Annotated in this window: 24 protein-coding genes; 14 read left to right on the forward strand and 10 right to left on the reverse strand. The window is 70.5% G+C overall.

The window, feature by feature from the left end; translation table 11 throughout:
• Positions 1 to 41: 41 nt before the first annotated feature.
• Positions 42 to 836, forward strand: a complete 795-nt coding sequence (locus ADK66_RS21210) for an alpha/beta hydrolase (protein ID WP_053658319.1) — start codon at positions 42 to 44, stop codon at positions 834 to 836.
• Positions 837 to 855: 19 nt separating this feature from the next.
• Here ADK66_RS21210 and ADK66_RS21215 read toward each other — a convergent pair whose 3' ends face one another.
• Both ADK66_RS21215 and ADK66_RS21220 read right to left on the reverse strand, forming a co-directional pair.
• A complete protein-coding gene (locus tag ADK66_RS21215) occupies positions 856 to 2340 on the reverse strand; it encodes a trehalose-6-phosphate synthase (protein WP_231640116.1) in 1485 nt (494 codons plus the stop codon).
• Between the two features lie 168 nt (positions 2341 to 2508).
• Positions 2509 to 3351: a hypothetical protein gene (locus tag ADK66_RS21220; RefSeq protein ID WP_053658008.1), complete on the reverse strand. Its 843-nt coding sequence runs from the start codon at positions 3349 to 3351 to the stop codon at positions 2509 to 2511.
• Positions 3352 to 3734: 383 nt separating this feature from the next.
• On the opposite strand from ADK66_RS21220, the gene ADK66_RS21225 reads away from it, so the two are divergent.
• Entirely contained in the window at positions 3735 to 4427 is a 693-nt protein-coding gene (locus tag ADK66_RS21225; protein WP_053658010.1) for a 1-acyl-sn-glycerol-3-phosphate acyltransferase, read from the forward strand.
• Between the two features lie 7 nt (positions 4428 to 4434).
• Here the strand turns inward: ADK66_RS21225 and ADK66_RS21230 are convergent, their stop codons facing one another.
• Complete coding sequence (locus ADK66_RS21230) at positions 4435 to 7959, reverse strand: adenylate/guanylate cyclase domain-containing protein (protein ID WP_082377585.1); 3525 nt, start codon at positions 7957 to 7959, stop codon at positions 4435 to 4437.
• 159 nt (positions 7960 to 8118) lie between these two features.
• Between ADK66_RS21230 and ADK66_RS21235 the strand changes: the two genes are divergently transcribed.
• Positions 8119 to 8316 (forward strand): hypothetical protein, encoded by a 198-nt coding sequence (locus ADK66_RS21235; RefSeq protein ID WP_053658012.1) that lies wholly within the window; start codon positions 8119 to 8121, stop codon positions 8314 to 8316.
• Positions 8317 to 8409: 93 nt separating this feature from the next.
• Here ADK66_RS21235 and ADK66_RS21240 read toward each other — a convergent pair whose 3' ends face one another.
• On the reverse strand, positions 8410 to 9102 hold the full coding sequence (locus ADK66_RS21240; protein WP_030337710.1) for a Crp/Fnr family transcriptional regulator: 693 nt from the start codon (positions 9100 to 9102) through the stop codon (positions 8410 to 8412).
• A gap of 295 nt (positions 9103 to 9397) precedes the next feature.
• Between ADK66_RS21240 and ADK66_RS21245 the strand changes: the two genes are divergently transcribed.
• The 5 genes from ADK66_RS21245 to ADK66_RS21265 all read left to right on the forward strand — a co-directional run bounded on the left by ADK66_RS21245 (position 9398) and on the right by ADK66_RS21265 (position 13386).
• Positions 9398 to 9895, forward strand: a complete 498-nt coding sequence (locus tag ADK66_RS21245; protein WP_053658014.1) for a polyadenylate-specific 3'-exoribonuclease AS — start codon at positions 9398 to 9400, stop codon at positions 9893 to 9895.
• Between the two features lie 77 nt (positions 9896 to 9972).
• Entirely contained in the window at positions 9973 to 10476 is a 504-nt protein-coding gene (locus tag ADK66_RS21250) for a pyridoxamine 5'-phosphate oxidase family protein (RefSeq protein WP_053658016.1), read from the forward strand.
• 163 nt (positions 10477 to 10639) lie between these two features.
• On the forward strand, positions 10640 to 11668 hold the full coding sequence (locus ADK66_RS21255; protein ID WP_053658323.1) for a 6-phosphofructokinase: 1029 nt from the start codon (positions 10640 to 10642) through the stop codon (positions 11666 to 11668).
• Between the two features lie 72 nt (positions 11669 to 11740).
• Positions 11741 to 12559, forward strand: a complete 819-nt coding sequence (gene proC, locus ADK66_RS21260) for a pyrroline-5-carboxylate reductase (protein WP_053658018.1) — start codon at positions 11741 to 11743, stop codon at positions 12557 to 12559.
• 143 nt (positions 12560 to 12702) lie between these two features.
• Positions 12703 to 13386 (forward strand): SLATT domain-containing protein, encoded by a 684-nt coding sequence (locus ADK66_RS21265; protein ID WP_231640117.1) that lies wholly within the window; start codon positions 12703 to 12705, stop codon positions 13384 to 13386.
• Here ADK66_RS21265 and ADK66_RS30850 read toward each other — a convergent pair.
• Together ADK66_RS30850 and ADK66_RS21275 are read right to left on the reverse strand one after the other, a co-directional pair.
• Positions 13344 to 14270 carry an HAD family hydrolase gene (locus ADK66_RS30850; protein ID WP_082377586.1) on the reverse strand — a complete coding sequence of 309 codons (927 nt, stop codon included), beginning with the start codon at positions 14268 to 14270 and terminating at the stop codon, positions 13344 to 13346. The genes ADK66_RS21265 and ADK66_RS30850 overlap by 43 nt on opposite strands.
• A complete protein-coding gene (locus ADK66_RS21275; RefSeq protein WP_053658023.1) occupies positions 14267 to 15955 on the reverse strand; it encodes a metallophosphoesterase in 1689 nt (562 codons plus the stop codon). Before ADK66_RS21275 ends, ADK66_RS30850 begins: the two co-directional genes overlap by 4 nt.
• Before the next feature lie 357 nt (positions 15956 to 16312).
• Here ADK66_RS21275 and ADK66_RS21280 point away from each other — a divergent pair, with 357 nt between their 5' ends.
• Complete coding sequence (locus tag ADK66_RS21280; protein WP_053658024.1) at positions 16313 to 16663, forward strand: DUF2203 domain-containing protein; 351 nt, start codon at positions 16313 to 16315, stop codon at positions 16661 to 16663.
• 32 nt (positions 16664 to 16695) lie between these two features.
• On the opposite strand, the gene ADK66_RS21285 is transcribed toward ADK66_RS21280, so the two are convergent.
• Both ADK66_RS21285 and ADK66_RS21290 read right to left on the reverse strand, forming a co-directional pair.
• A complete protein-coding gene (locus ADK66_RS21285) occupies positions 16696 to 17463 on the reverse strand; it encodes a class F sortase (RefSeq protein WP_231640118.1) in 768 nt (255 codons plus the stop codon).
• Entirely contained in the window at positions 17433 to 18299 is an 867-nt protein-coding gene (locus ADK66_RS21290; protein ID WP_053658025.1) for a DUF4397 domain-containing protein, read from the reverse strand. Before ADK66_RS21290 ends, ADK66_RS21285 begins: the two co-directional genes overlap by 31 nt.
• Before the next feature lie 210 nt (positions 18300 to 18509).
• On the opposite strand from ADK66_RS21290, the gene ADK66_RS21295 reads away from it, so the two are divergent.
• Positions 18510 to 20141 (forward strand): glycosyltransferase 87 family protein, encoded by a 1632-nt coding sequence (locus ADK66_RS21295; RefSeq protein ID WP_053658026.1) that lies wholly within the window; start codon positions 18510 to 18512, stop codon positions 20139 to 20141.
• On the opposite strand, the gene ADK66_RS21300 is transcribed toward ADK66_RS21295, so the two are convergent.
• The gene (locus tag ADK66_RS21300; RefSeq protein ID WP_255353046.1) at positions 20138 to 20845 is read right to left on the reverse strand and encodes an NADPH-dependent F420 reductase; all 708 of its coding nucleotides are present in this window, start codon (positions 20843 to 20845) and stop codon (positions 20138 to 20140) included. The two genes, ADK66_RS21295 and ADK66_RS21300, sit on opposite strands and share 4 nt — an antisense overlap.
• Between ADK66_RS21300 and ADK66_RS31540 the strand changes: the two genes are divergently transcribed.
• On the forward strand, positions 20837 to 21163 hold the full coding sequence (locus ADK66_RS31540; RefSeq protein ID WP_157552744.1) for a hypothetical protein: 327 nt from the start codon (positions 20837 to 20839) through the stop codon (positions 21161 to 21163). The two genes, ADK66_RS21300 and ADK66_RS31540, sit on opposite strands and share 9 nt — an antisense overlap.
• 67 nt (positions 21164 to 21230) lie before the next feature.
• On the opposite strand, the gene ADK66_RS21305 is transcribed toward ADK66_RS31540, so the two are convergent.
• Positions 21231 to 21725 (reverse strand): glutathione peroxidase, encoded by a 495-nt coding sequence (locus ADK66_RS21305; RefSeq protein WP_053658027.1) that lies wholly within the window; start codon positions 21723 to 21725, stop codon positions 21231 to 21233.
• Between the two features lie 276 nt (positions 21726 to 22001).
• Between ADK66_RS21305 and ADK66_RS21310 the strand changes: the two genes are divergently transcribed.
• From ADK66_RS21310 to ADK66_RS21320, 3 genes are all read left to right on the forward strand, one after another.
• A complete protein-coding gene (locus ADK66_RS21310; protein ID WP_053658029.1) occupies positions 22002 to 23633 on the forward strand; it encodes a glycosyl hydrolase family 18 protein in 1632 nt (543 codons plus the stop codon).
• Between the two features lie 177 nt (positions 23634 to 23810).
• Positions 23811 to 24317, forward strand: coding sequence for a nuclear transport factor 2 family protein (locus ADK66_RS21315; RefSeq protein ID WP_053658030.1), 507 nt, complete (start codon positions 23811 to 23813; stop codon positions 24315 to 24317).
• Between the two features lie 94 nt (positions 24318 to 24411).
• Entirely contained in the window at positions 24412 to 25818 is a 1407-nt protein-coding gene (locus tag ADK66_RS21320; RefSeq protein WP_053658031.1) for a class II 3-deoxy-7-phosphoheptulonate synthase, read from the forward strand.
• The last annotated feature ends 51 nt before the right edge of the window (positions 25819 to 25869 follow it).

Genomic DNA, 25869 nt, shown 5'->3' on the forward strand with positions numbered 1-25869 from the left:
GAAAGGCTGGGCAAGTGACCGCGACGAGTGAGCTGCGGATCATGCGGGGCCGGGAGTGGTCCCGCCCGGTCCGGCCGGCGCGGCGTGAGGTGGTAAGCGCCGTTCCCGAGTTGGAGCAGGGGCGGCCTCCGCTGCTGTTCGTTCCGGGGTTCGGTCACGGCGCGTGGGCGTTCGCCGAGCACTGGCTGGGCCACGCCGCGTCGCGGGGCTTCCCGGCGTACGCGATGAGCCTTCGGGGGCACGGCGGCAGTGAGCCGGCGCCGGAGGCGACGCTGCGCGCGTACACCCATGATGTGGCCCAGGTGGCGGCGGGCCTGCCGCGGCAGGCGGTGCTTGTGGGGCACGGTGCCGGGGCGCTCGTGGTGGCGCACGCGCTGGCCCGCTACCCGGCGCGCGGCGCGGTGCTGGTGGCGCCGGTCTTCGGTGGGTGGAAGGTGTTCGGGGCGGCGTTGCGCCGCAACCCGGCCGGCACGTTGCCGGCGGTGTTCGGGGGGCCGCTGCGGCTCAGCCGTGGGCAGTTGTTCAGCCGTGAGTTGCCCGACGAGGAGGCCCGGCGGTACGTCGGCCGGCTCGGTCGGGCGGGCCGGCGGGCGCAGTGGTCGCTGCTGGGTGAGCCGGCGGCGGAACCGGCCGTGGGCTCGCCGCCGGTGCTGGTGCTGGGCAGCCCGGACGACCGGGTGGTGCCGGCGTCGACGTTGACGCGGGTGGCCCGCCGGTACGGCTCGGCGCCGCTGCTGTTCCCCGGGATGGGGCACGACATGATGCTCGACGTGCGGTGGGCCGAGCCGATCGACGCGATCCTTGACTGGCTGGAGAAGGAGCCGGTGGCGCGCTGAGCGACCGGCGGCCGCTGCGTCAGCCGGTGGCGCGTTCGGTGGTGCGGTCGGCGGGTCGTGGCACCCGGATGGTGTCGTCGGGGGTGTCGTCGGTCCTGGTCAGGCGGCTGACCAGGGCACCGCTTTCGTCGAGGGCGCTGAGGTAGGAGCGTGCCCAGGCCCGGATGTCGTGCTGGTGCAGGTGGGCGCGCATGGCCCGCATCCGCTCGGTGGTGTCGGCCGGGCTGGTCCGCAGCGCAGTGCAAATCGCCTGCTTGAGCCCTTCCAGGTCGTGCGGGTTGACCAGGTACGCCTGGGACAGCTCGGCGGCGGTGCCGGCGAACTCGCTGAGCAGCAGCGCGCCCGTGTCGTCCACCCGGGCTGCCACGTACTCCTTGGCGACCAGGTTCATCCCGTCGCGCAGCGGGGTCACCGCCATCACGTCGGCGACCCGGTAGAGCGCTGCCAACTCGGCCCTGTCGAAGGGCTGGGTGAGGTAGTGGATGGCCGGCTCGCCGACGCGGCCGTATTCGCCGTTGATCCGGCCCACCTCACGCTCGATCCGCTCGCGCAGGATCTGGTACTGGCCGACGCGTTCCCGGCTCGGCATGGCCACCTGGACGAGGACCGTGTCGCGGACCTTGACGTCGCCGCTGGCGAGCAGCTCGCTGTACGCCTTGAGGCGCTGCTCGATGCCCTTTGTGTAGTCCATCCGGTCCACGCTGAGGATGACCTGCCGGGGGTCGCCGAGGTCCTGGCGGAGTCGGCGGGCGCGGGCGGCCACGTCGGGGCGGGCGGCGAGGGCCTCCATCTCGGTGGTGTCGATGGAGACGGGGAACGCGCCGATGCGGACCACCCGGTCGTCGATCCCGATCCGACGGTCGGTGGCCGGCAGCTCCAGCACCCTTGTGACGAGCTGCGCGAAGTTGTGCGCGGCCTGGGCGCGCTGGAAGCCGACCAGATCGGCGCCGAGCATGCCCTGCAGCAGCTCGGCCCGGCGGGGCAGCTGCATGAACAGCTCCGGTGGCGGGAACGGCACGTGCAGGAAGAACCCGATGCGCAGGTCGGGTCGCAGGGCGCGCAACTGCCCGGGGACCAGTTGCAGGTGGTAGTCCTGCACCCAGACCACAGCGCCGGGCTCGGCGACCTCGGCGGTGGCCTCGGCGAAGCGCTGGTTGACCCGCTGGTACGCCTCCCACCATCGGCGGTGGTGCTCGGGCTGCTCGACGGCGTCGTGGTAGAGCGGCCAGAGGGTGGCGTTGGAGAACCCCTCGTAGTGGTCGCGGAGATCCTCGTGGCTGAGGGGGACGGTGTGCATCCGGACGCCGTCGACGTCGGGAAGCGTGGGGGCCGGACCGGTGCCGCCGGCCCACCCGACCCAGGTGGCCGGGGTGTGCCGCAGCAGCGGGTGCAGCGCGCTTACCAGCCCGCCGGGGCTTCGGCGCCACTCGCAGGCCCCGTCAGGTGCCTGGTTGTCGTCGATGGGGAGGCGGTTGGCCACCACCACGAGGGAACTCTGTCGCATCTCGGGCATTCCGATCAGCAGAGGACTGACCGCCACGAGCAAGGAAAAACCGGCCAGTCAGCGGGGGAAGTGACGTACATCGGTATTCCTACTGACCGTAAGTTACACCATTGTTACGCCCCGGGCGGGTCGGCGTTGTCCCGGGATGCGGTCGAGAACCCCTAGGCGTCAGACGACGGCGCCGTTGTCCGGGTCGTCGTCTTCCTCGTCGCCGGGTCGCAGCCGCCAGATCAGCGTGACGAAACCGGCAAGGATGCCGGTGAAGCCGAACAGGGTGACCGCTGAACGGTCGATCGGGAGCAGCCACGGGAAGAGGAAGAGCACGAATCCGACGACCACCGCGAGTGTGCCGATCACCGCGTACTTGGAGAACCGGGGAAGCGGCGGCGGAGGCGGCGGGTGGTAACCCTCGTCCTCGTCGTCGTCGGGCAGATCGGCCCCGAACGTGTCCAGCCCGTCCAGCAGCGACGGCTCGTCCGGCCGGGCGCCCCGTCCGATCGAGATCCCGGAGATGTCGGTCGCCGACGGCAATCGGCGGACGTCGGTGGCGGTCGGACCGGCCTCGTCGGTGCCGGAGCGGGCGAGCGGACCGGTGGTTGGCTCGTCGCGCTCGTCGACGTTCTCCGCGGCCGGCCACGGGCGCTCGTCGGTGGTCGCTGTGGTGTGGAAACCGGCCACGATCCGAGCCCACTCGGCGTCGATGTCCGGCTCGTCACGGGCCGGGGGCTGCTCCGGAGCAGTCTCGTCGGAGAGTTGGGTGAGGTAGTCGCGGGCAGTGGTCAGGTGTGAGCGGTCGACGTACAGCCTGTCGACCGGGCGGGCCGGCACCGTGGTGGTGCGGGTGACCGGGTTGAGATCGGCGGACGGTTGCAGGTAGGCGGCTATCCCGCCGGCGGCCAGCACGTCGAGCAGGTGCTCACCGACGCGCGGATCGACGTCGCCGACGACGGCGTACTCGCTCGCGTCGAGCCCGTTGTCCCGCCGTCCCCGGCGGGCCCCACCCGCTGACACCCGGACATCCTCCTCAACGCGCCCTTCGGCGCGGCCGTCCCGCCCCCTCGACGCCCGCCCGCACGCCGTGCTCTGAATCGTGACACGTCCGGGGTCGGTTCCGGGAGTGCGTTGCGTCGCGTCTTCCAAACTCCCGGCCGCCGCCGCAGGTCGCGGCAGGGTTCTTTGTCCGTTCTTGCGCGACACGTGCTATCTCGATGACCGGCGGCGCCCGAGCGGCCCGACACGCCGAGCGAGATGAACGGGGACCGCTGGACCTGCCGAGGGACGTCGATGCCGCCTCGTCCGTTGTGGGAAGGGCTGGCGCTTCGTAGGCTCGTCGGCGACGGCGGCGTTGCCCCGCATGGGCGTCCCGTCGCGGGCACACCACGGAAAGGACGCCGGTGTTCTACTGGCTGCTGAAGTACGTTCTCCTCGGTCCGCTGCTCAAGCTGATCTTCCGCCCGCAGGTGGAGGGTCTGGACAACGTGCCGGCGACCGGCCCGGTGATCCTGGCCAGCAACCACCTCTCCTTCTCCGACTCGATCTTCACCCCGCTGATCACCAGGCGGAAGGTCACCTTCGTGGCCAAGGCCGAGTACTTCACCGGCAAGGGGATCAAGGGCTGGCTGACCAGGATGTTCTTCGTCGGCACCGGCACCATTCCGGTGGACCGCTCCGGCGGCCAGGCAGCCCGCGCGGCCCTGGACACCCAGTTGCAGGTGCTGCGCGCCGGGGGAGTGGCAGGCATCTACCCCGAGGGCACCCGATCCCCGGACGGCCGGCTCTACCGGGGCAAGACCGGCGTGGCGCGGCTCGCCCTGGAGAGCGGCGCGGTGGTGGTGCCCGTGGCGATGCTCAACGCCGACCAGATCCAGCCGCCCGGCAAGCTCATCCCCAGGATCGCTCGGGTGCGGATCCGCTTCGGCGCCCCACTCGACTTCTCCCGCTACCAGGGGATGGCCGGTGACCGGTTCGTCGAGCGCGCGGTCACCGACGAGATCATGTACGAGCTGATGGAACTCTCCGGCCGCGAGTACGTCGACATCTACGCCCAGAAGCTCAAGCAGCTCACCCCCGCCCCGGCAGCCGCCTGACCCACGCTCAGCAGGCCACCGCCGGCCCGGTCGGGCTGATCGGCCGGCCAGCCAGCGCGAGCAGACCCGGGGCGTTGTTGCGCAACGCGAAGGTGCCCACCTCGGCACGCGGCACCCGGGCCGCCGCCGGATCGCCGGCACGGGTCAGCTCGGCCGCCGCCAGCGCCAGCGCCAGCACCCGGTCGCTGGCGTCCGGAATCCGACCGTACGTCTCGGCGGCGGCCAGGTGCAGCTCGGCCGCGCGCCTGTGGTCACCGTCCGCCGCGGACACGGCCGCCGTCACCGTCCGCAACGCCGCCTCCGACCAGGGCGTCCGATGACCCACCCGGTCCAGCATCGCCCGGACCCGCACCGAGGCGTCCCGCCCGGCCAGGGCTGCGGCGTACGCGGCCGCGGCGATCCACTCCCCGCTGGCCAGAGCCGGCACCGCCGACCACGACAGGTCCAACTCGTCGATCAGCTCCGCCGCCTCGACGGCACGGCCCTGCAACGCCCGGCACAGCGCCGCCATGCCCAGCATCGTCCAGCGCAGGCGGTGGAACCCGCTGCGCCGCGCGGTGTCCAGCGCGTCGGCCAGGTCGCTCGGATCATCGTCGTCGCGCAGCACCAGCAGGCAGCAGCGCAACCCCCGCACCTGCATGTCCCAACTGCCGGTCGGAGTGTCCACGAACGCCTCCGCCGCCGCGAGCAGCCGGCCGAAGTCACCTTCGAACCAGGCCCGCATCGCCTCCGCCGAATAGCTTGTGGTCAACGTCTGGCCGCTTGCCGTCCGGGCCGGCGCCGCCGAGAGCAGGGCGTCCGACCGCAACCAGTCGCCCTCCTCGCGGATCGCCCAGGCGAGGTTCTGGGTGGCCCGGGGCAGCGCCAGTAACTGACCCGCCCGGGCGAACTCGACGACCGCGTGCAGCTCGTCCAGCCCGATCCGATCACCGGCCTGGTAGCGGGCGGTGGCTGCGGTGATCCGGGCGTTGGTGCGGGTCTCGGTCAGGCCCAGCCGCTCCGCGATCTCCGCCGCGCTGTCCGCCGCCGCCACCGCCAGGTCCCGCTCGTAGTTGAGCATGTGCAACCGGCCCAGCTCCGCGTACGCGTCGGCCTTCTGCGGGCTGTCCGGCAGCGGCTCGAACAGCTGCACCGCGCGGTCCAGGCAGGCCAACGCCTCACTGCGGTCGGCACGCAGCCAGGCGGCCTGCCCGAGCAGCGTCCACGCCCGGGCGGCGCAGGCGTCGTCACCGTGCGCCAGCAGCCGGTCGGCGAGCGCGTGCACCTGCTCCGGCCCGCCACCGGACAGGAAAGCGTTGCCGTCGCGGTAGAACGAGATCTCCGTGCTGAGCAGCTCCAACTGGAGCCGCCCCACCGGGTCGCTGTCGTCGGCCAGGCCGAGCGCCCGGCCCGCGTGGCTCGCCGCCGCGTCCAGCCCGTGCAGCGCGTACGCCCGGCGGGCCGCCCGGTGCAGCGCCTGCCGCGCCGGGGCCGCGTACCGGCGGACCTGCATACCGAGCGAGCGGGCGATCTCGTGGGCCGCCCAGCGGTGGTGGGCGAGGACCTCCGCCAGGTCGGTGTCGCGGCTCTGCGACAGGGCGTCGAGCCAGTCGGCGGCCCGCTCGTGCCGCGCCACCCGCTCGGTACGCGGCAGCCGTTGGTAGCAGACGTCGCGCACCAGCACGTGCCGGAACCGGAACTCCGCCTGCCCCGCCATCGTCGACGCCGACTGCTCGTGCACGAAGTCGCGCTGCTCCAGCCGGCGCAGCGCGCGCTCGACCGACTCGACAGGCTGCCCCAGCGCGGCCGCCACAGCGCCCGGCCAGAACTGCACCCCGACCACCGAGGCGGCCAGCAGCACCGCGCGGTCCTTCGCGTCCAGCAGGTCCACCCGATTGGCGATCACCGCGTGCACGCTCTCCGGCATCGTCAGTTCGAGCTGCTTGTCCAGCGACCAGCCCCGCCCGGACTGCCGCAACGCGCCCTGCTCGATCAGCATCCGGACGTACTCGTGGGCGTAGAGGGGGTTGCCGCCGGCCACCTCGATGAGCGGGGTGAGCATGTCGGCGGAGAACGCCGCCTGGCCGAACAGGTGCGCGTACAGGGCGGCGATGCCGGTGTCGCGCAGCGGCGGCAGGGTGATGGTCACCGAACCGGTGATGGTGCCGGCCCAGCTCGGATCCCTGTCGACGAGCTCCGGGCGGGCGGTGCAGAGCAGCAGCAGCGGCGCCTCCCGGGCGGCCGCCCCGAGCAGCTCCACGAAGCGCAGCATCGCGTCGTCGGCCCAGTGCAGGTCCTCGAAGACCAGCACTGTGGGGCGCCGGGCGGCCAACGCCAGTAGGAAGCGCCGCCACGCGGACTCCGCCTCCTCGGCCGGCAGCGGCGTGCCGGGCAATCCGACGAGTGGGCGCAGGGCGTCCACCACCCGGTCCCGTTCACCCGGCCCGATCAGCTCACCGACGGCGGCGGCCAACCGCGCAGCCGCGCTGCCCGCCGGATCGGTGTCCAGGATGCCGGCCTCGGTCTTGACGATGTCGGCGAGCGCCGCGAACGTGACGTTCTCCCCGAACGGCGGGCAACGCCCGGTCCGCCAGGTCAGCGGCTCGTCGACCAGCCGGCCGGCGTGCCGGTAGAGCTCCCGCAGCAGCCGGCTCTTGCCGATGCCGGCCCTACCGAAGATCGTCACCACCTGCGGCAGCCGGTCACGCAGCGACCGGTGCAGGGCGTTGACGAGCATGCCCAGCTCGTGTTCCCGATCGACGAGCGGCGTCGTGTCCGGCTCCCGGTCGGTGGGTTGGCGGCGCAGCGGAGACAGGGCGAGCCACACCTCGGTCGGCGACGACCGGCCGCGCAGCGTGACCGGGGGCTGCTCCTCGTAGCGGATGGCGTCCTTCGTCAGCGCGTGGGTGGCACCGCAGACCAGCACTCCGCCCGGCGGCGCGACGGACTGCATCCGCGAGGCGGTGTTCACCACGTCCCCGGCCACGATCGCCTGCCCACCGTCGCGGGCGGCGGCCACGTCGACAAGTGCCTCGCCTGTGGACACGCCCACCCGGAACCGCATTTCGGTGCTGCCCGTCGGCGCGAACCGGGTGAGCACCCGTTGCAACTCCAGCCCGGCCCGCACACAGCGCAGCGCATCGGTCTCGGTGGCGATCGGCGCACCGAAGAGCGCCATCACCGCGTCCCCGATGTACTTCTCGACCACCCCGCCGTACTGGCCGACGACCCGGCGGGCCGCGGAGAAGAAACCCGTCTGCATGCCCCGGACCTGCTCCGGGTCTGTCCGCTCGACGTACGGGGTGAAGTCGATCAGGTCGACGAAGAGGACGCTTACCCGGCGGCGGTCCTCCTGAGGTGTGATGGCGGCCGGCCGGTCGGTGCCCGGTCGGGGCGACCCGCAGGAGGTGCAGAACGTGACGTCCGATGCGAGTGGACGCAGGCAGTGTGGACAGACAGCGCCCAGCTCGGCGCCACAGCCACCGCAGAAGCGATCGCCGTCGGCGGCCGTGCGTCCACAGCGCTCACACTGCGCGGCGATGACACCCTCCACTGGCGGACCGGTCGACGCCCACGGCGTCCCGTCAGACGGAGTATCACCGCCGGGACCGCTGTCGGGTACCGGCCTGTTGGTTAGCGGACAGTCCACCGGCGGGTTTGCGGACTACATTCAGTCGGCAATATCGATCAGCGACCAGAGGGGGACAGGTCAATGGTGTACGTCAAGTTGGAAAGCGACTGGACCGACGGCAACGGAGTCAACCACTCCGCGGGCGAGTCGGTGGATGTCGACGCCGCGACGCTCGCCACGCTCCAGGCCGAGGGCATCGTCAGCGAGCAGACCCACGGCCCGGGCGGCGACGGCAAGGGTCCGGACAAGTGGGCCGGGCCGGGCAGCTCCGGGGTCTGACCCCGAGCGGCCGACACGACGACGGTGCCGGGTCACGCACGGGTGACCCGGCACCGTCGCGTCCGTCTCGTGTGCTGACAGCCCTCGGGCAGGTCAGCGGTCGTTCATACCGGCGCGTCGGCGCAGCGCGGCCACGTCGGTGACCACGATCCGGCGACCCTCGGTACGCAGCCAGCCGCGACTGGCGAACGAGCCGATCGCCTGGTTGACGCTCTGCCGGGAGCCGCCGGCCATCTCGGCCAACTGGCTCTGGTTGAGCTCGATCGTGATCATCGGGGCCTGGCTCTCGCCGGCCAGCCGGACAAGCGTCTTGGCCACCCGGCCGGGCAGGTCCAGGAAGACGTGGTCGGCGTTCTGCTCGGTGAGTCGGCGGATCAGCCCGCCCAGCGAGCGCATCACCGCGTCCAGGATGCGCGGGTTGGAATGCACAAGCTCCATGAACGCGCCCCGGGAGAGCGCGAGGGCCGCGCAGTCCTCGATGGCCTCGGCCGAGGCGGACCGGGTGGAGGCGTCGAGCAGCGAGACCTCGCCGAGCACATCCGGCGGACGGATCACCGACAGCACCGCCCGCTCGCCCGTGGGCGCGGTGCGGAACACGGCCACGGCACCCCGGCGCAGGACGATCAGCGACTCACCGGGGTCGTTCTCCACGAAGAGCAACTGTCCCTTGCGGTAGGTGCGCGGGACAGCGGCGGCGATCACGCGCTGCCGCACCTCAGGCTCCAGTCCGGCGAACATCTCGACACCCGTGAGCGCATCACCCGGCTCCGGCAGGCGAACCTCCACGGCCCAACCCCTCCCCGGTCAAGGACCACAACTCGCTCACCGGGCGAACCTGATGGGCCCCGACAAGGTGAACTGACACCGATTCGGCGTCCGGCTAGCGATACACATCAGATCATGACGGTCCGGTCGCTTGCTGTACACCCCTCGAAGCACTTCCGTGACCGTGGCGAGTTGTGGCGTACCGGCAGAGGTGTGCTTGTCGCCATCGGCCGCTCGGACCGGCGCTGACCTGCGGTGATCCGTTTTCGGGGCCCTGCCGGGACGCGCCCGGCGCCGGTGGGCGAGGATGGCCGGAATGGTTTACCGCTACTTTTACGACTGCGAATTCATCGAGGACGGTCGGATCGTCGATCTCGTCTCGATCGGTGTCGTCGACGAGTACGGCCGCGAGTTCTACGCGGTCTCCACCGAGTTCGACGACTCCCGTGCCGTGCCCTGGGTCCGGCGCAACGTACTGGACAGGCTGCCCTCGCCCGCCGACCGGGCCTGGCGTTCCCGTGAGCGCATCCGGGACGACCTGTACGAGTTCCTCGTCGAGCCGGTCCGGGACCGGCCGGGGGAGCAGATGGAGCTGTGGGCCTGGTACGCCGCGTACGACCATGTGGTCCTCGCGCAGCTCTGGGGCGCGATGCCGGCGCTTCCCCGGGAGGTCCCCCGGTTCACCAAGGACCTGCGCCAACTCTGGGACGACAAGGGTCGGCCCGCCCTGCCCGACGCCGACGCCGCCCGGCACGACGCGCTTGTCGACGCCCGGCACAACCTGGCCCGCTGGCGGGCGATGACGACCCGCTGAGAGTGGTCGTACCTTTGCAGGTTTGACCGGTTCTGTCCCGGGCATCGGTTCGACGAGCCGAGCTGAGGGAGAGTGCCATGAGCAACGAGCCGACCAGCGTCGCCGAGGCCCGCGCCCGGGTCACCGAGCTGGTCCGCGAGGCACGGATCTGCATGTTCACGACGATCGGCCTGGACGGGCGGTTGGTGAGCCGACCGATGGGGCTCCAGGAGGCAGAGTTCGACGGGGACCTGTGGTTCTTCGCCTCCGCCGACTCCGCGAAGGCCCGCCAGATCCGGGTCAATCCGGAGGTCAACGTCGCGTTCTCCGATCAGAAGCGCAGTGCCTGGGTGTCGGTGGCGGGCACCGCCACCGAGGGGTTCGACAGGGACCGCGCCGAGCAGCTGTGGAACCCGGTGCTCACTGTGTGGTTCCCGCAGGGACCGGACACCCCCGGGCTGACGTTGATCAAGGTGCACGCCAGCTCGGCCGAGTACTGGGACTCGCCGAGCAGCACCGTCGTCAACCTGTTCGGGTTCGCCAGGGCCGTCGTCACGGGCCAGCCGCCGGCGCCGGGCGAGAACCACGAGGTGACGTACTGACCGGCGCCGGGCAGCCCGGGGCGCGCTGTCATTGCACAGGCAGGCCGACTACAGTTCGCAGTGACGGCCCGCCCCGGGCCGGCAACGGCGCCGATGGTCTGATCTGACACATATCCTGGGGCAAATCGGGCTTTACCTGATGCTCCAGGAGGATGAGCGGATCATGCGTATCGGCGTGCTCACCGGCGGCGGCGACTGCCCAGGTCTCAACGCGGTCATCCGGGCGGTGGTCCGCAAGGGCGTCGCCACTTACGGTCACGAGTTCGTGGGCTTCCGGGACGGTTGGAAGGGCCCGCTGGAGGGTCTGTCCCGTCCCCTCGAGATCGCGGACGTCCGCGGCATCCTGCCCCGCGGCGGCACCATCCTCGGCTCGTCCCGGACCAACCCGTTCAAGATCGAGAACGGCGTCGAGCGGATCAAGGACAACCTGGCCAGCCAGGGCGTCGACGCGCTCATCGCGATCGGCGGCGAGGACACCCTGGGCGTGGCCACCAAGCTCTACGAGCTGGGCGTGCACGTCATCGGCGTGCCGAAGACCATCGACAACGACCTGGGCGCCACCGACTACACCTTCGGCTTCGACACCGCTGTCAACATCGCGATGGAGGCCATCGACCGGCTGCACACCACCGCGGAGAGCCACCACCGCACCCTCGTCGTCGAGGTGATGGGCCGGCACGCTGGCTGGATCGCCCTGCACGCCGGCCTGGCCGGCGGCGCCAACGTGATCCTGCTGCCCGAGCGGCAGTTCGACGTCGACCAGGTTGCCGGCTACGTCGAGAAGCGCTTCCAGCACCAGTACGCCCCCATCGTGGTGGTCGCCGAGGGCGCCCAGCCGCTGGACGGCCAGATGGTGCTCGCCAACCAGGAGCTGGACTCCTTCGGCCACGTCCGCCTCGGCGGCATCGGCCAGTGGCTGGCCGAGCAGCTGGAGGCCAAGACCGGCAAGGAAGCCCGCACCGTGGTGCTGGGCCACATCCAGCGCGGTGGCACCCCGACCGCCTTCGACCGGGTCCTCGCCACCCGCCTCGGCCTGCAGGCCATCGACGCGGTCCACGAGGGCGACTGGGGCAAGATGGTCGCGATGCAGAGCACCGACATCGTCCGGGTGCCGCTCGCCGACGCCACCCGCGAGCTGAAGACCGTGCCGCTGGAGCGGTACGCCGAGGCCGAGGTCTTCTTCGGTAGCTGATCAACACCTAGGGCGGCGCGGCGGGCCAGCGGGTCCGCCGCGCCGCGACCCGACGCGAGGGGGTACGGCCACATGTCAGCCGGAGTGCACACGGTCGCCGTGATCGGTGCGGGCAAGATCGGCGAGCTGATGCTCTCCGGCCTGCTGCGCTCCGGATGGCCGGTGGACCGCCTGCTCGCCACCGCCCGACGGCCGGCCCGCGCCGAGGAACTGACCGCCCGCTACGGCATACGTGTGGTCGACAACCTGACCGCCGTGGACGAGGCCGCCGTACTCGCGATCTCGGTCAAACCGCAGGACGCCGGCACTCTGCTGGACGAGATCGGCCCCAAGGTGCCCGCCGACAAGCTTGTCATCTCGCTCTGCGCGGGGCTGCCCAGCGCCTTCTTCAGCCGCCGGCTGCCCGAGGGCACCCCGGTCATCCGGGTCATGACCAACACCCCGGCGCTCGTTGACGAGGCGATGACTGCCATCTCGGCAGGTGTGCACGCCACGGGGGCGCACCTGGCGCTTGCCGAGGAGATGTTCAAGCCCCTCGGCAAGACGATCCGGGTGCCCGAGTCACAGCAGGACGCCGTCACCGCGCTCTCCGGCTCCGGCCCTGCCTACTTCTACCTGCTGGTCGAGGCCATGATCGACGCGGGGATCCTGCTCGGTCTGCCCCGCCAGGTGGCGCACGAGCTGATCGTGCAGAGCGCCGTCGGCTCGGCCGTGATGCTGCGCGACTCCGGCGAACACCCGGTCAAGCTGCGCGAGGCCGTCACCTCGCCGGCCGGCACCACCATCTCGGCGATCCGTGAGCTGGAGAAGCACGGCGTACGGGCCGCGCTGCTCGCCGCACTGGAAGCCGCCCGGGACCGCGCCCGCGAACTGGCCGCTCAAGCCGACTGACGCCTGCCCGTTGCCGGAGCGGCATTTGCTCTTGAACGCCGCGCCCTGGCGATGCAGGCTGTCGGTATGCGGCGAGAGTGTCTTCCGATTCTCGATCTGACGTTCGTGGGTGGCCCTCGCCGTGTGCGGCGGTCGGAGGAGTCGTGGTAACCGGCGACGGCCACGTCCATGAAGTGCGTCGCATCCCGCGTCGAGACATGACCGTCCGGCCGTTCCCTGACATGGGGGCGGAGCAGCAGCCGGAGGCTGTCCTGCAGCGCCTGCGGGAGTGGGCGGAGGGCCAGGCTGAGGATTCGATCGCCTGGTACCTGCGAGACAAGGCGATCCGCCGCACAGCTTCCCGCATGCTGCGCGGGTGCGCCATACTGCTGGGAATCGCCGGAGGTGTCGTACCGCTGGTCAGCGCGGCTAGCGGTGGCCGCGGTGCCAGTTGGGGGTACGTCCTCCTCGCTATGGCGGGTGGCTGTCTGGCATTCGACCACTTTTTTGGGCTGTCGTCCGCGTGGATGCGGGATATCGCCACCGTGCAGGCGCTTCAACGGGCACTCACCGAGTTCAGGTTGGACTGGGTAACCGCAGACTTGAGTACCGCAACGGATGACGACGAGGTGGATCTGACGGTACGACGCCGTGAGGACTTGATCCGTACGCTTGTGCTGCGCACAGCCGAGCTGGTCGAGGCGGAGACTGGCGAGTGGCTCAGCGAGTTTCGAAGCAACATTGGTGATCTGAACCGGCGAAGCGCGTGGTCCCCGTCAGCGGCCCAGCCCGGCAGCGGGTTCGCTCATTCGACGGACCCGCCTGCCCGACAGTTGGACGCCAGCTGAGCTCGCCGAGATCCTGGGTTAGCCGCGAATGTGTAATGACCAGGTAGTTCGTGGAAGGCGTCCAGCGTGACGTCAGGCCCAAAGCGGGCTAGGTCCTCGCTCGTGTTCTCTGCGGCACTGACGGCTGCGGGATCCCAGTGGGACAGCGCGACCAGGTCCCGCCAAAGCCCGGGGTCGTGGTGGGTGCCGTAACGCGCCCAGGCTGCGAGCATCCCCGCTCGTTTGGCCATTACGACGTCCTTGTTCAGGTTGTCCCCCACGTACAGGCAGCGGGTGGGCGGCACACCGAGTTGCTCGGCAATCCGACGGGCGATGTCCGGGTTGGGCTTGCGTGCTGTCGGCGGAAGTACACGAACCTCGATTGCGCCAGGGGTCGATTGCCGCTCGGCACCTAGAGGGTGCGGTGGTCCGATGAACTGAGGCGCGTAGACCGCTTCCAACATCGTTTCCAGCCCGAGCGCGCGTGCCCGGCTGCTGATGTTCACGTCCTTGGCCTCCGTGTGGCCCACGATGCGGCAACCTGTTGCCTTGATGGCCTGGAGGGTCCGTTCAACGTCTGCGTAGAGGCGAAGGCGGTGTCGTCGGACTTCGTTGAATGCGGCGAAGGCAGGCAGCAGGTACTCGTGTCGTGCTCGCTGGCTCATACCGGGAAGGTGGCGTTCGACGGCAGTGGTCTCAAGCAGCGCGAATGGGTGCTCTGTGTTGCCGTGTATGCGGTGTACGGCTTGGAGGTCGCTACGTAGCTCATCCTCGGACACGTCGAGGAGCTTTGCGGCCTCGGTCACCATTGCCCGGACCGCAGGTACGAAGTAAGCGACCCAGTCGTACAGCGTGTTGTCCATGTCGAGGATGAGCGCGTTCACGAGCGGGCGTCGAGCGGTCATGGAGAGACGACCTGCCAGGGAGCGATCTCCAGTCGGCCGTCGGTGTCAGTGGCCAAGGGTGCCCTCCAGGTCATGAAGCGTTCGAACGCGCCTTCGTGTTGGCTCCGGTACATCTCCAACTCCACGACCGGGCCGGCCAACCTGATCAGGTTGAAGAAGTTACGCCGCCCGTCTGACGATTTCGAGCCGCTGCTTCCGCCGCCCACAATGTTGAAGCGCCCCAACTCCCAGCGCTCGTTGCTGTATTCGGGGAGATGGTACGCCTCGGCACGCCAGACGAACGCACGATGCTTGTGCCCGTGCACGACAAGGTGCACACCGTCGCGAGCGCCCATGCGCTGGATCCGTGGCGCATCGATGGCGATCCCGAAGCCAGTGGCGTATTCATTGGAGGACTCCAGGTCTTCGGTCAGCGCAAGATGGTGGTGCAGGGCGAGCACCCGTAGGGCTGAGCCGGGACTTGACCAGGTCAGGGCACTCGTCACCTCTCGATAGGCGGATTCCTGCACGCGGCCCATGCCTGCCAGGAACGACTGACCCTGTTCCAGAGAGCTTGAGTTGACCGCGGCGACATCGACGAGGTTGCCGCCAGGGAAGACAAAGCGGCGAGCCATCGAGAGGTGGGGCGAAGCCGGGTAGCCATAGAGTGCTTTGAAGAAGTTCCGGTAGTTGGCGGTGGCCTCGGCTGGTGCCACCTCAACCGGTGCCCCGTAATCGTAGGAGTCACTGCGGGTCCACGCGATGTCATGGTTGCCGGGTATGACTACGAGATGCTCCATGCCCAGGCCGAGAAGACCGTTGGTCAACTTGAAGAGGCCGGCCCGAGCCGCTTCGAACTCCTCGCGGGCGGCGACGTAGGTGAGATCGCCCGTTACGAGGACCGCTCCGACTGATCGCTGGTGATGAGCGAGTGCGTTCGAAATTGCGTCAACCATGGTGGGGCGTGTCGCCCCGTCCTCGGTCTCCAGCCGCCACTGATGTTCGGAACGGAACCGGCCGGTCGCGTAGTGCGGATCGGTGAGGTGCAGCAGCCACGGCCCCGGGCAAGCGATCGGCTCTGCGGACAGCGCGCCGTCCTCGCGCTGCGACGCGGTCAGGAACCGTTCGTGGGAATCGCCTGGCTGGGCTGCCCGGATTTCCCAGATGGTGGTGTCCATCGCGCGTAGCTCGTCGGCGTCCAGAATCCGCTTGCCGACTAGCCGCTCCAACTGGCTTGCCGGGTGGTGCGGCAACGGCGGCGCCGAGGCGAACGAGAATTTCCCGAAGAACTCGATCGGCTCCTCGGCCAAGACCACCAACCGCAACCAGCCCCGACTGTGTCGACTCGATCGGTAGTACGGGGGAACGCCATCTTGCTCGGCGCTGGGCGGGCTGAGCGAAACATAGTTACCTAGCTCATCGGCCTGCGGGACGATTACCCGCTCGACGGACGCCGGATGGACGGCGCCCGTACCGGAGTGGAACAGTCCAATCAGCACCCGCTGCCCTGCGCGTGTCTCCTGCTCCAAGGCCTGCCATATCTCCAGCCGGCCAGGCTCGTTGGGTCGCTTCCACCATCCCCACCAGCACCACCCCCGCTCCTGCAGGACGGCGCGATGCTCGGGCAGTGTGTCAGCGACCAGATCGCGGTAGCGGAACAAGAACCGAAGGGCCGGGGGCGTGGTGGGGGACAAACCATCGCTCATGCCAGTGAGCCTCCGTTGCACCGACGGAATTCCCGAAAATGTAAGGCTGCTCCGCGAGGAGAACTCTGTATACCTGAGCACAGCGTCAAGTGACACCCCTCTTCACAGCTCCAACACCCGCAGCCCAGTGGTTCCCTGCTGAAGTCGTTTTTTGGAGCTTGTCGGATGTCCCAAGCTGGCCGGTACGGTTGCTTGTAGATGCCCGTCTGGAGCTGTCTGGCAATGGTGGGACGGTGCGTACGCCTGCCAATGCTCGAAGAGGTTTGCCGACAGCCCTGTAGCTCAAGATCCACCCAAGGGCTTCTGATCTTATGCTTGGGGTGACCAGCAGGGCGATGTGACGGGCATACTGGCCCGGTGTTCACACTCGCCCAGGCCCGGCACCTGGTGGCCACCCTCCGGCCCCGCGTCGACGAGTTGATCCGGCTCCGCGCCGACCTGGCCGAGCTGCGCGTCGACCTGGCCGACCACGGCGTCAGCGCGCTCGGCGGGCTTGCCGAGGTGAAAGGGCTTGAGGCGCGGCTGCACGGCGTCGTCGAAGAGCTGCACCAGCACGACATCCAGGTCAAGGGCATCGCCCCGGTGCTTCTCGACTTCCCCGGCGAGCGGGCCGGCCGCGCCGTGCTCTGGTGCTGGCTGGAGGGCGACTCCGACGTGCGCTGGTACCACCGGGCCGAGTGCGGCTTCGCCGGCCGCCGCCCGGTCTGACGCTGCGCCGCCCGCGGTGCGGCCCGCGTCGATCAGGGCTGGCGGGCGGCGCTGGACTCCGGCAGGGCCGGATCGGCGGACACGCTGATCGCGAACACGACGACATTGTCGCGGTAGTGCCCGCGCCGCCGGTCGAAGTCGCCGCCGCAGGTGACCAGGCGTAACTCCGCACCGGGCGTCGGGCCGTAGACCAGGGCGGTGGGAAAATCGTCCTTGCGGGTGCGCAGCGACCCGGTCACCCGGAACGACAGTTGCTGCCCGCCACGCCACACCTGCACCAGATCGCCGGGTCGCAGCTCGTCGAGCCGCGCGAAGACCGCCGGGCCGCGCCGCGAGTCCAGATGGCCGGCAAGCACCGCCGGACCGGTGTCGCCGGGGGCGGGACCGCCGCCGTACCAGCCAGCCGTGTCGAAGTCGGCCGGCGGAACCAGCGCGCCGGCGCTGTCCAGGCCGAGCACCGTGAGCGGCGAGTCGATGTCGATGCGCGGCACCCGTACCCGCGTGGGTGGACCGTGGAGCGCGGGCGCGGCGGCCACCGACGGGCATCCGTCGGCGCAGCCGGGGTGCCAACGCGCGACCGGCGGTCGGCCGGGGTCGGCCCGCCCGACGCCGGTGACGAGCCCGACTCCGGCGCCGATGGCCAGGCAGACCGCCGCGCCGGCCGCGACAAGCGCGGCCACCGGCGCCCGTCGGTCGCGGTGCCGTCGGATCGCGAGGCCGGGCCCGGCGCTCACCGCGTCGTGCGCCGCCGCCGCGGCACGCCCGGCGTTCACCAGGTCGTGCGCTGCCGCCGGCGCCACAGCAGCAGGCTCGCCGCGACGGCCGCCGCGGCCAATCCGCCGGCCACCAGGGGGTACGCGCCGAAGCCTGCCTCGGCGGCGCCTCCTGCGCCGGTGTCCACGCCACCGGCGGGTACGACGGTGCCACCCTCGGCGTCACGGCGTAGCTCGGCGGTGAGCCCGCCCTGCTTGTCGTCGAGCACCAGCAGCGAGTAGACGGCGCCGTCGGTGAGCCGGACCTCGGCGTCGGTGCTCGGCCCGCCGGCTCCGGTCAGTCGCAGCCGCCAGGCACCTGGCGGGACCTGCTGGTATGCGGTGGTGGTGGCGAACTGCACGTCGTTGGCGATCATCGGGCCGTCGGCGGCTGCCACGTCGAGGACCGGGGTCCGCACCGACGCCTGCACGACACGGACCTTGGCGTGCCCCTGGGCGGGCGCGCTGAGATCGTCGTGGAGCACCCGCAGGCCCAGGTCGGCGTGCCGACCGACGCCGGCCACCGTGTACGCGCTGCCGCTGGTCACGGCCACCTCGGTGGTCAGCACCGGGGGTTCGCCGGCGGGGGTGCCGGCCTCGCGCATCGCCACCGCGTACCGGCCGGGAGGAAGCCCCAGGTAGTCGGAGACCACGCCGTAGCCGACGCCGGGGAAGACCTTTGGCTTCGCGGCGTCGGGGGTGGCCAGGTAGACGTCGACGGCTGGGGTGTCGGGGGAGAGGTGGGCGAGCCGGACGTACCCCACGGTGTCCGCGCCGGTCGCGGCGCTGGCCGGCACCGGCGTGCCGGCGGCGAGGGTGGTACCGAGCAGGAGCGCGCCGGCGCCGGCCAACAGCCGGCGGGGCACGGTACGGAGCGTCTGCATGTCACCTCCGAGGGAGCTTTCGGTGAACGGGCCGCAACCCAGAGACAGAGAGTCCCGTGAACGGGACTCTGCCGCAAGTTGTGGAAGGAGATGTCGCCGAATATTTGTCATCGTTCCGGGCAACGGATCGATCTTCACGGCGAGCAGACGCGGCGGCCCTCGGCGGCTGACGGGCCTTCGCCGACCGGCGCCATCGCCTATTCTCGATCGATGCGGGATCGTCGGGTCGCGCTGGTGTGGGCGACGTTCGTCGTCGTCGCGCTGGTGTCCTGTGTGCTCGTGCTGCGGCGCGAGGACCGCCTCTCCGACCTGCACATCTACTACGGCGCGCTGTCCGATCTGCACGCCGGCCGGCCGCTGTACGGGTTCGTGGCGGCCAACGGCGGGCCGTTCACCTATCCGCCGTTCGCCGCCCTGGTGCTGGGGCCGATCACCGCTGTCAGCGAGGGCGTGGTGCAGGGGCTCTGGCTGGTGGCGACGTGCGCGGCTGTCGTCGCCATCGCCGGAGCGGTCGGCGTCGCCCTGGGCACCCGGCAGGCCCAGCGGCCGCTCGTCGTGGCGGTGGCGGCCACGGTGCTGATGCTCTCCGCGCCGGTGCAGAGCAATCTGCGCTTCGGTCAGGTCAGCATCTTCATCGTGCTCATGGCGCTGCTCGACGGGATGGGCGTCGTGCCGCCCCGGCTGCGCGGGATGCTGGTCGGGGTCGCCGCAGCGATCAAACTGACCCCGCTGCTGTTCGTGGTCTACTTCCTCGCCACGGGCCGCTACCGCGACGCCGCCCGCGCGGTGGCCACGTTCGTGGCCTGCGCCGGGATCGCCGCGATCGTGCTGCCGGGCGAGAGTTGGACGTACTGGACCAAGGCCGTGCGGCAGACCTCGCGGATCGGCAACCTGGCCTCGCTGGGCAACCAGTCCCTGCACGGGATGCTGCTGCGCGTCGGCGTGGACGAGGCGACGTTGCCCCTGATCTGGGCCGGCCTGGTGGCGGTGATCTGCGCGGCGGCGCTGCTGCGCGCCCGTCAGCTGACGCGGGAGGGCCGGCCCGGGCACGCGGCGGTGCTGGTCGGCTGCGCCACAGTGGCCGCGTCCCCGGTGTCGTGGACGCATCACCAGGTGTGGCCGGTGCTCGCCGCGATGCTGCTGATCGGCGCGTCCGGCGTCACCCGGCGGATCGCCGGTGCCGCGCTGCTCGGCACGATGGTCGTCTCGTTGGGCGCGGTCCTCAGCCCGGTGTCGATGCGGCCGGGCCTTCAGTTCCTCTTCGAGAACGCCCGTGCCGTCGGGGTGTGCCTGCTGTGCCTTGTCGGCTTCGGTGGCGTCGCGGTCGCCGCCACACGGGCCAACCGGCGGGTCGCCGGCCGGGGCTGGCTGCGGGTGGGTGTCACGGCCACTGTGGCGCTCGCGTTCTTCGCCGTGCAACCGCTGCCCGCCGGAGCGGACCCGACCTTCAAGGCGTACGCCCTCGACGACGTCGCGAACCCGCGCTACTTCTTCGTCTGCCGAGGCCCGGCGGAGTGTGCCGCCTACGGCACCGACGCGCCGGTCACCTTCGACACCCGCGCCGAGAAGACAAAGGTACGTGTCAACGGCGTGGTGTCCCCGCAGGTGACCCGCCTGGAGTACTACTCAGCCCCGGGCGGGGCGCCCCGCGCCATCCCGCTGCTCGCCGCGTACCCGGGAATCCGCACGTTCTCGTTCCGTTCGGCGAACATGGCGCAGGGGCGGCTCGTCGCGTACGCCTCGGACGGCAGGCCGATCGCCAGCTACGACGACGAACTCGCCGCCGCCCTGGAGTACAACCGCTCGGTAGGCGGTCGCGGGGAGGGCGGCGGCGCTGCTTAGCGGGTGGCGGCGGCCAGGGCGGCGCGCAGCTTCTCGGCGTCGCCCGGCGCCGGGTGCTCCCAGTCTGTCGGCGTGGCGGAGTAGAGCGTGCCGTACGCGGGGGTGTCCGGCTGGTAGCGCCAGCCCTCGGCGAGCGAGCCGACGTCGACGGCGTCGTACCCGATGCGGTCCAGGAATGCGGTGACCTCCGCCTTCGCGGCGGCGTCGTCACCGGCGATCGCGAGGGCGCTGCGGTCCGGGGCGCCGGAGGGCCGGGGCAGGTCGGCCAGGCCCTTGAAGTAGATGTTGTTGAAGACCTTGACCACCCGAGAGTCCGGCAGGTGCCGCTGGAGCAACTCGCTGCTTGTGGTCTCGCCGGAGTCCAGCTCCGGGATGGTCCCGTCGCGCTGCGGGTAGTAGTTGTTGGTGTCGATGACGACCTTGCCGGCCAGTGGCTTCACGGGCACCGCCCGGTACGCCTTCAGGGGCACGCTGACCACCACCAGGTCACCGACCTGCGCGGCGTCGTGTGCCGTGCCGGCGCTCGCGTGCTCGCCCAGTTCCTCGACCAACTCGGTGAGCGTCTCGGGCCCCCGCGAGTTGCTGACCACCACGTCGTAGCCGGCGGCCACCGCCAGCCGTGCCACGGTCCCGCCGATGTTGCCACTGCCGATCAGTCCCACAGTTGTCATGTTGGTTTCCAACTCCGTCCACCCGTGACACATTCCGCCACCGGCACGGTGGGTCGTTCGGCTGTCGGAGCGACAACCGACCCCATCGACCGGCGACCGCCCACCGACCGGCTGGCGACCGGCCCCACCGGCTCCCGGCATGCGCTGCCTGGCCGAGAATCCGGCGACCGTCTGCGCCAGCACGGACGCACGGCCGGCGCAGCGACCCCGGTCCAGCACAACGTACTGCTCGCACCGGTCGAAGACCGGCTCTCCGACAACGTGCCACCCGTCGGTGACGAGCGGTCGCGCCAACCCAGCCTCCACCGCGTCGATCATGGAGTTGTGGTGGGGGAGAAGCCCGGCAATTGATTCCCTATCAGGCACCACAAGTCCATGATCGACGGGGCCGGGGTGGGTTCGGCGCGACCCGGCTCGGTCAGGGTTTGGCGGGGAGGGCTTTTTCTAGGGCTTTGTGTAGCTCTTCGGCGTCGGGCGCGACTGTGGGGGCGAAGCGGGTCGCTACCGTTCCGTCGGGTGCCACCAGGAACTTCTCGAAGTTCCAGCGGACGTCGCCGGTGTGGTCGTCGGCGTCCGGGGTGTCGACAAGCGCGGCGTAGAGCGGGTGCCGGTCCGGGCCATTGACGTGGATCTTCTCGGTCAGCGGGAAGGTGACTCCGTAGTTGACTTGGCAGAAGTCGCTGATCTCGGCGGGGGTACCCGGCTCCTGGCCGGCGAACTGGTTGCACGGCACGCCGAGCACCACGAGGCCGCGCTCGGCGTACGAGTCGGCGAGGGCCTGGAGCCCGGCGTACTGCGGTGTGAGGCCGCAGCGGGAGGCGACGTTGACGACCAGCAGCGCCTTGCCCCGGTATTGGGCGAGGTTGGCGGGGCCGCCGTTGAGGGCATCGATGGGGGTGTCGAACACGGTCATGGCCAGAGGTTACGCGCCGGTAGGCGTTCGGGCCGCGGGGTGGCTGTCGGCGGGTGCCGCCGACGTCGAGGACGTGGAGCGACGCGACGGCCGGCGGGGGCGTGGAGCGACGCGACGGCCGGCGGGGGCGTGGAGCGACGCGGTAGCCGACGGGTAGCGGGGCGGTCACGCACCAGGGGAAATCGACACATGCGCATCTTGACGAAGTGATGACGGTGTGAGTACCGTCTCACCAATCTATTTTGGAAAGTTTCCTAACAGTTCGGGAGACGCCTCATGAAAAGATCGCTCCGCCGAGCCCTCTGGGCCGGTGCCGTGGTCGCCGTGACCGTCGCAGCGGTGCCGATGACCACCGCGTTCGGTGCCGGCACGGTCACCGCCACGTTCGCCAAGGCGCAGGACTGGGGGACCGGTCACGAGACGAAGGTGACCGTCACCAACGGCTCCAGCGCCACCGTCAGCACCTGGCGCATCGAGTTCGACCTGCCGTCGGGCACCACCATCAGCAGCGCCTGGGACGCCGACGTGACAAGCAGCGGCAACCACTACGTGGCGGTCAAGAAGAGCTGGGCCGGGGGCCTCGCCCCGGGCGCCTCGTTCAGTTGGGGCTACAACGGCACCGGCGCGTACAAGGCGCCGCTGAACTGCACCATCAACGGCATACCGTGCGGTGGCGGCACCCCGACCACCCCGCCGACCACGGCAGCGCCCACGACGGCCCCGCCCACCACCGCCCCGCCGACCACGGCGCCGCCCACTACCGCACCGCCCACCACGCCACCGCCGAACACGGGTGGCAAGAAGGTCGTCGGCTACTTCGCCGAGTGGGGCGTCTACGCCCGCAACTACCACGTCAAGAACATCCAGACCAGCGGCTCGGCCGCCAAGCTGACCCACATCCTGTACGCCTTCGGCAACACCACCGGCGGCCGCTGCTCGATCGGTGACAGCTACGCCGACTACGAGAAGGCGTACACGGCGGCGGACAGTGTCGACGGTGTCGCCGACACGTGGGACCAGCCGCTGCGCGGCAGCTTCAACCAGTTGCGCAAGCTCAAGCAGATGAACCCGCACCTCAAGGTGATCTGGTCGTTCGGCGGCTGGACCTGGTCCGGTGGCTTCACCCAGGCCGCGCAGAACCCGGCAGCGTTCGCCGAGAGCTGCTACAACCTGGTCGAGGACCCCCGCTGGGCGGACGTCTTCGACGGCATCGACGTCGACTGGGAGTACCCCAACGCCTGCGGCCTGACCTGCGACAGCAGCGGCCCGAACGCCTTCAAGAACGTGATCAGCGCGCTGCGGTCGAAGTTCGGCTCCAACGCCCTGGTCACCGCCGCCATCACCGCGGACGGCAGCAACGGCGGCAAGATCGACGCCACCGACTACGCCGGAGCCATCGGCAACCTCAACTGGCTGATGCCGATGACGTACGACTACTTCGGCGCGTTCAACGCCCAGGGCCCGACCGCCCCGCACTCGCCGCTGACCTCGTACACCGGCATCCCGCAGCAGGGCTTCAACTCCGACGCGGCGATCCAGAAGCTCAAGAGCAAGGGGATCCCGGCCAACAAGCTGCTGCTCGGCGTCGGCTTCTACGGTCGGGGCTGGACGGGCGTCACCCAGGCCGCACCGGGCGGCAGCGCCACGGGCGCGGCGCCGGGCACCTACGAGGCCGGCATCGAGGATTACAAGGTCCTCAAGAACACCTGCCCGGCCACCGGCACGATCGCCGGCACCGCCTACGCCAAGTGCGGCAGCAACTGGTGGAGCTACGACACCCCGTCGACCATCAACGGCAAGATGACGTACGCGAAGAACCAGGGCCTCGGTGGCGCGTTCTTCTGGGAACTCTCCGGTGACACGAGCAACGGCGAGCTCATCGGCGCCATCAAGGGCGGTCTCGGCTGAGCCGAGCGCCGACGCAACACCCACACGGCGGGGAGGGGCCCGCACCGTCCCTCCCCGCCCGTGACGAAGCGGCCCGGTCGACGCCAAGCGTCGGCCGGGCCGCCGGCCTTGGGCGGTTCCGCTGCGATATGGCAGACTCGCGGCTCGGCACATCTCGATCCCGTCGACGGAGGTGGCATGCGCCCGATCCACCGCAGGATGGCGGCGACCGCCGCCGGGTTCGTGCTGCTCCCGGCCGCGCTGGTCGGCTGCGGGATCGGCGGCGACAAGGAGGAGTCGGCCGCCAAGCCCGAGCGGGCGCCGGCCGAGGAGGCCGCCACCCGGTCCCGCGAGCGCGTGCAGGCGTACCTCGACGCGATGATCGCCAAGGACGTCGCCGCCGGCCGGAGCCAGCTCTGCGCGCTGCTGCACGAGGGCTTCGACCTCGCCGCCACCGGCCCCAACGGTGACTTCGCCGACCACTTCACGGTGCCCGAGGCGTCCATCACCGACGTCCGGTCCTCGCCGCGCGGGCAGGAGGTGAGCGTCTCGGTTTCGGTCACCGCGGGCAAGAAGAAGATCACCCGTCCGTTGGTGTTCACCGTCACCCGTGACGGTGGCGACTGGTGCATCGCCGCAGAGGCACCCGGCGGCGTACCGGCCGGGAGCGCGTCGCCGACCGCCGTGCCGTCGCCGGTGTCCTGAGTCGCGCCTTTTTCCAGCGGGATCGATCTCCCAACGTACGGAACCGTCCCCCTCGACGCTCGGGTACCCGGCCGGTCGCCGTAGGCTTTCTGTCATGCGCCATGAGTGGCATCAGTTGAGCCATCCCGGGTTCGTTAGCCCGGGTCTGCAGACCAGTCGTCCGACAGCCGACTCCGCCGAGGACGCCGCGCTCGGCCTGGACCGTTGGCGGGAGTTGCCCCGCGAGCAGATCCCGCCGTGGTCCGACCCCGCGGCCGTCGCCGAGGTCTGCAAGGTGCTCGACACCGTGCCGTCGGTCGTCGCGCCCTACGAGGTCGACCAGCTCCGGCAGAAGCTGGCACTGGTCTGCGAGGGCAAGGCGTTCCTGCTCCAGGGGGGCGACTGCGCCGAGACGTTCGTCGACAACACCGAGAGCCATCTGCTTGCCAACGCCCGCACCCTGCTCCAGATGGCGATCGTGCTCACCTACGGCGCGTCGCTTCCGGTGGTCAAGGTAGCCCGGGTCGCCGGCCAGTACACAAAGCCCCGCTCGCTGCCGACCGACGCCCGTGGCCTGCCCGCCTACCGCGGTGACATGATCAACTCGCTGGAGGCCGACCCGGCCGCCCGCGTCGCCGACCCGCAGCGCATGATCCGGGCGTACGCCAACTCGGCGGCAGCCATGAACATGCTCCGGGCGTACCTCGCCGGTGGGCTGGCCGACCTGCACGCCGTGCACGACTGGAACAAGGGCTTCGTGAAGAACTCCCCGGCGGGGGAGCGCTACGAGGCGATCGCCCGGGAGATCGACCGCGCGCTGGCCTTCATCCGGGCCTGTGGGATGACCGACGACGAGGCGCTGCGGACCGTCACCCTCTACTGCTCCCACGAGGCCCTCGCACTGGAGTACGACAGGGCGCTCACCCGGGTCTCCGACAAGCGGGCGTACGGGCTCTCCGGGCACTTCCTGTGGATCGGCGAGCGCACCCGGCAGATCACCGGCGCGCACATCGACTTCATCTCCCGGATCGCCAACCCGATCGGCGTCAAGCTCGGCCCGACCACATCTCCGGACGAGGCCATCGAGCTGTGCGAGAAGCTCAACCCGGACAACATCCCCGGCCGGCTCACCCTGATCAGCCGAATGGGCAACCACCGGGTACGCGACGCCCTGCCGCCGATCGTTTCCAAGGTCACCGCCTCCGGCGCCAAGGTGGTCTGGCAGTGCGACCCGATGCACGGCAACACCCACGAGTCGTCAAACGGCTACAAGACCCGGCACTTCGACCGCATCGTCGACGAGGTGCTCGGCTACTTCGAGGTGCACCGAGGGCTTGACACCCACCCCGGTGGCCTGCACGTCGAGCTCACCGGCGAGGACGTCACCGAGTGCCTGGGCGGCGCCCAGGGCATCGAGGACCTCGACCTCCCCGACCGGTACGAGACCGCGTGCGACCCGCGACTCAACACCCAGCAGTCGCTGGAGCTGGCATTCCTCGTGGCGGAGATGCTCCGTGGCTGACGCGAGGAGTGAGCCGGGTTTGCGAGCCCCGCAGTCGGCGGCCGAAGGGAA

Origin of the sequence: Micromonospora sp. NRRL B-16802 (genome assembly GCF_001279555.1) — a bacterium.
GTDB lineage: Bacteria > Actinomycetota > Actinomycetes > Mycobacteriales > Micromonosporaceae > Micromonospora > Micromonospora profundi.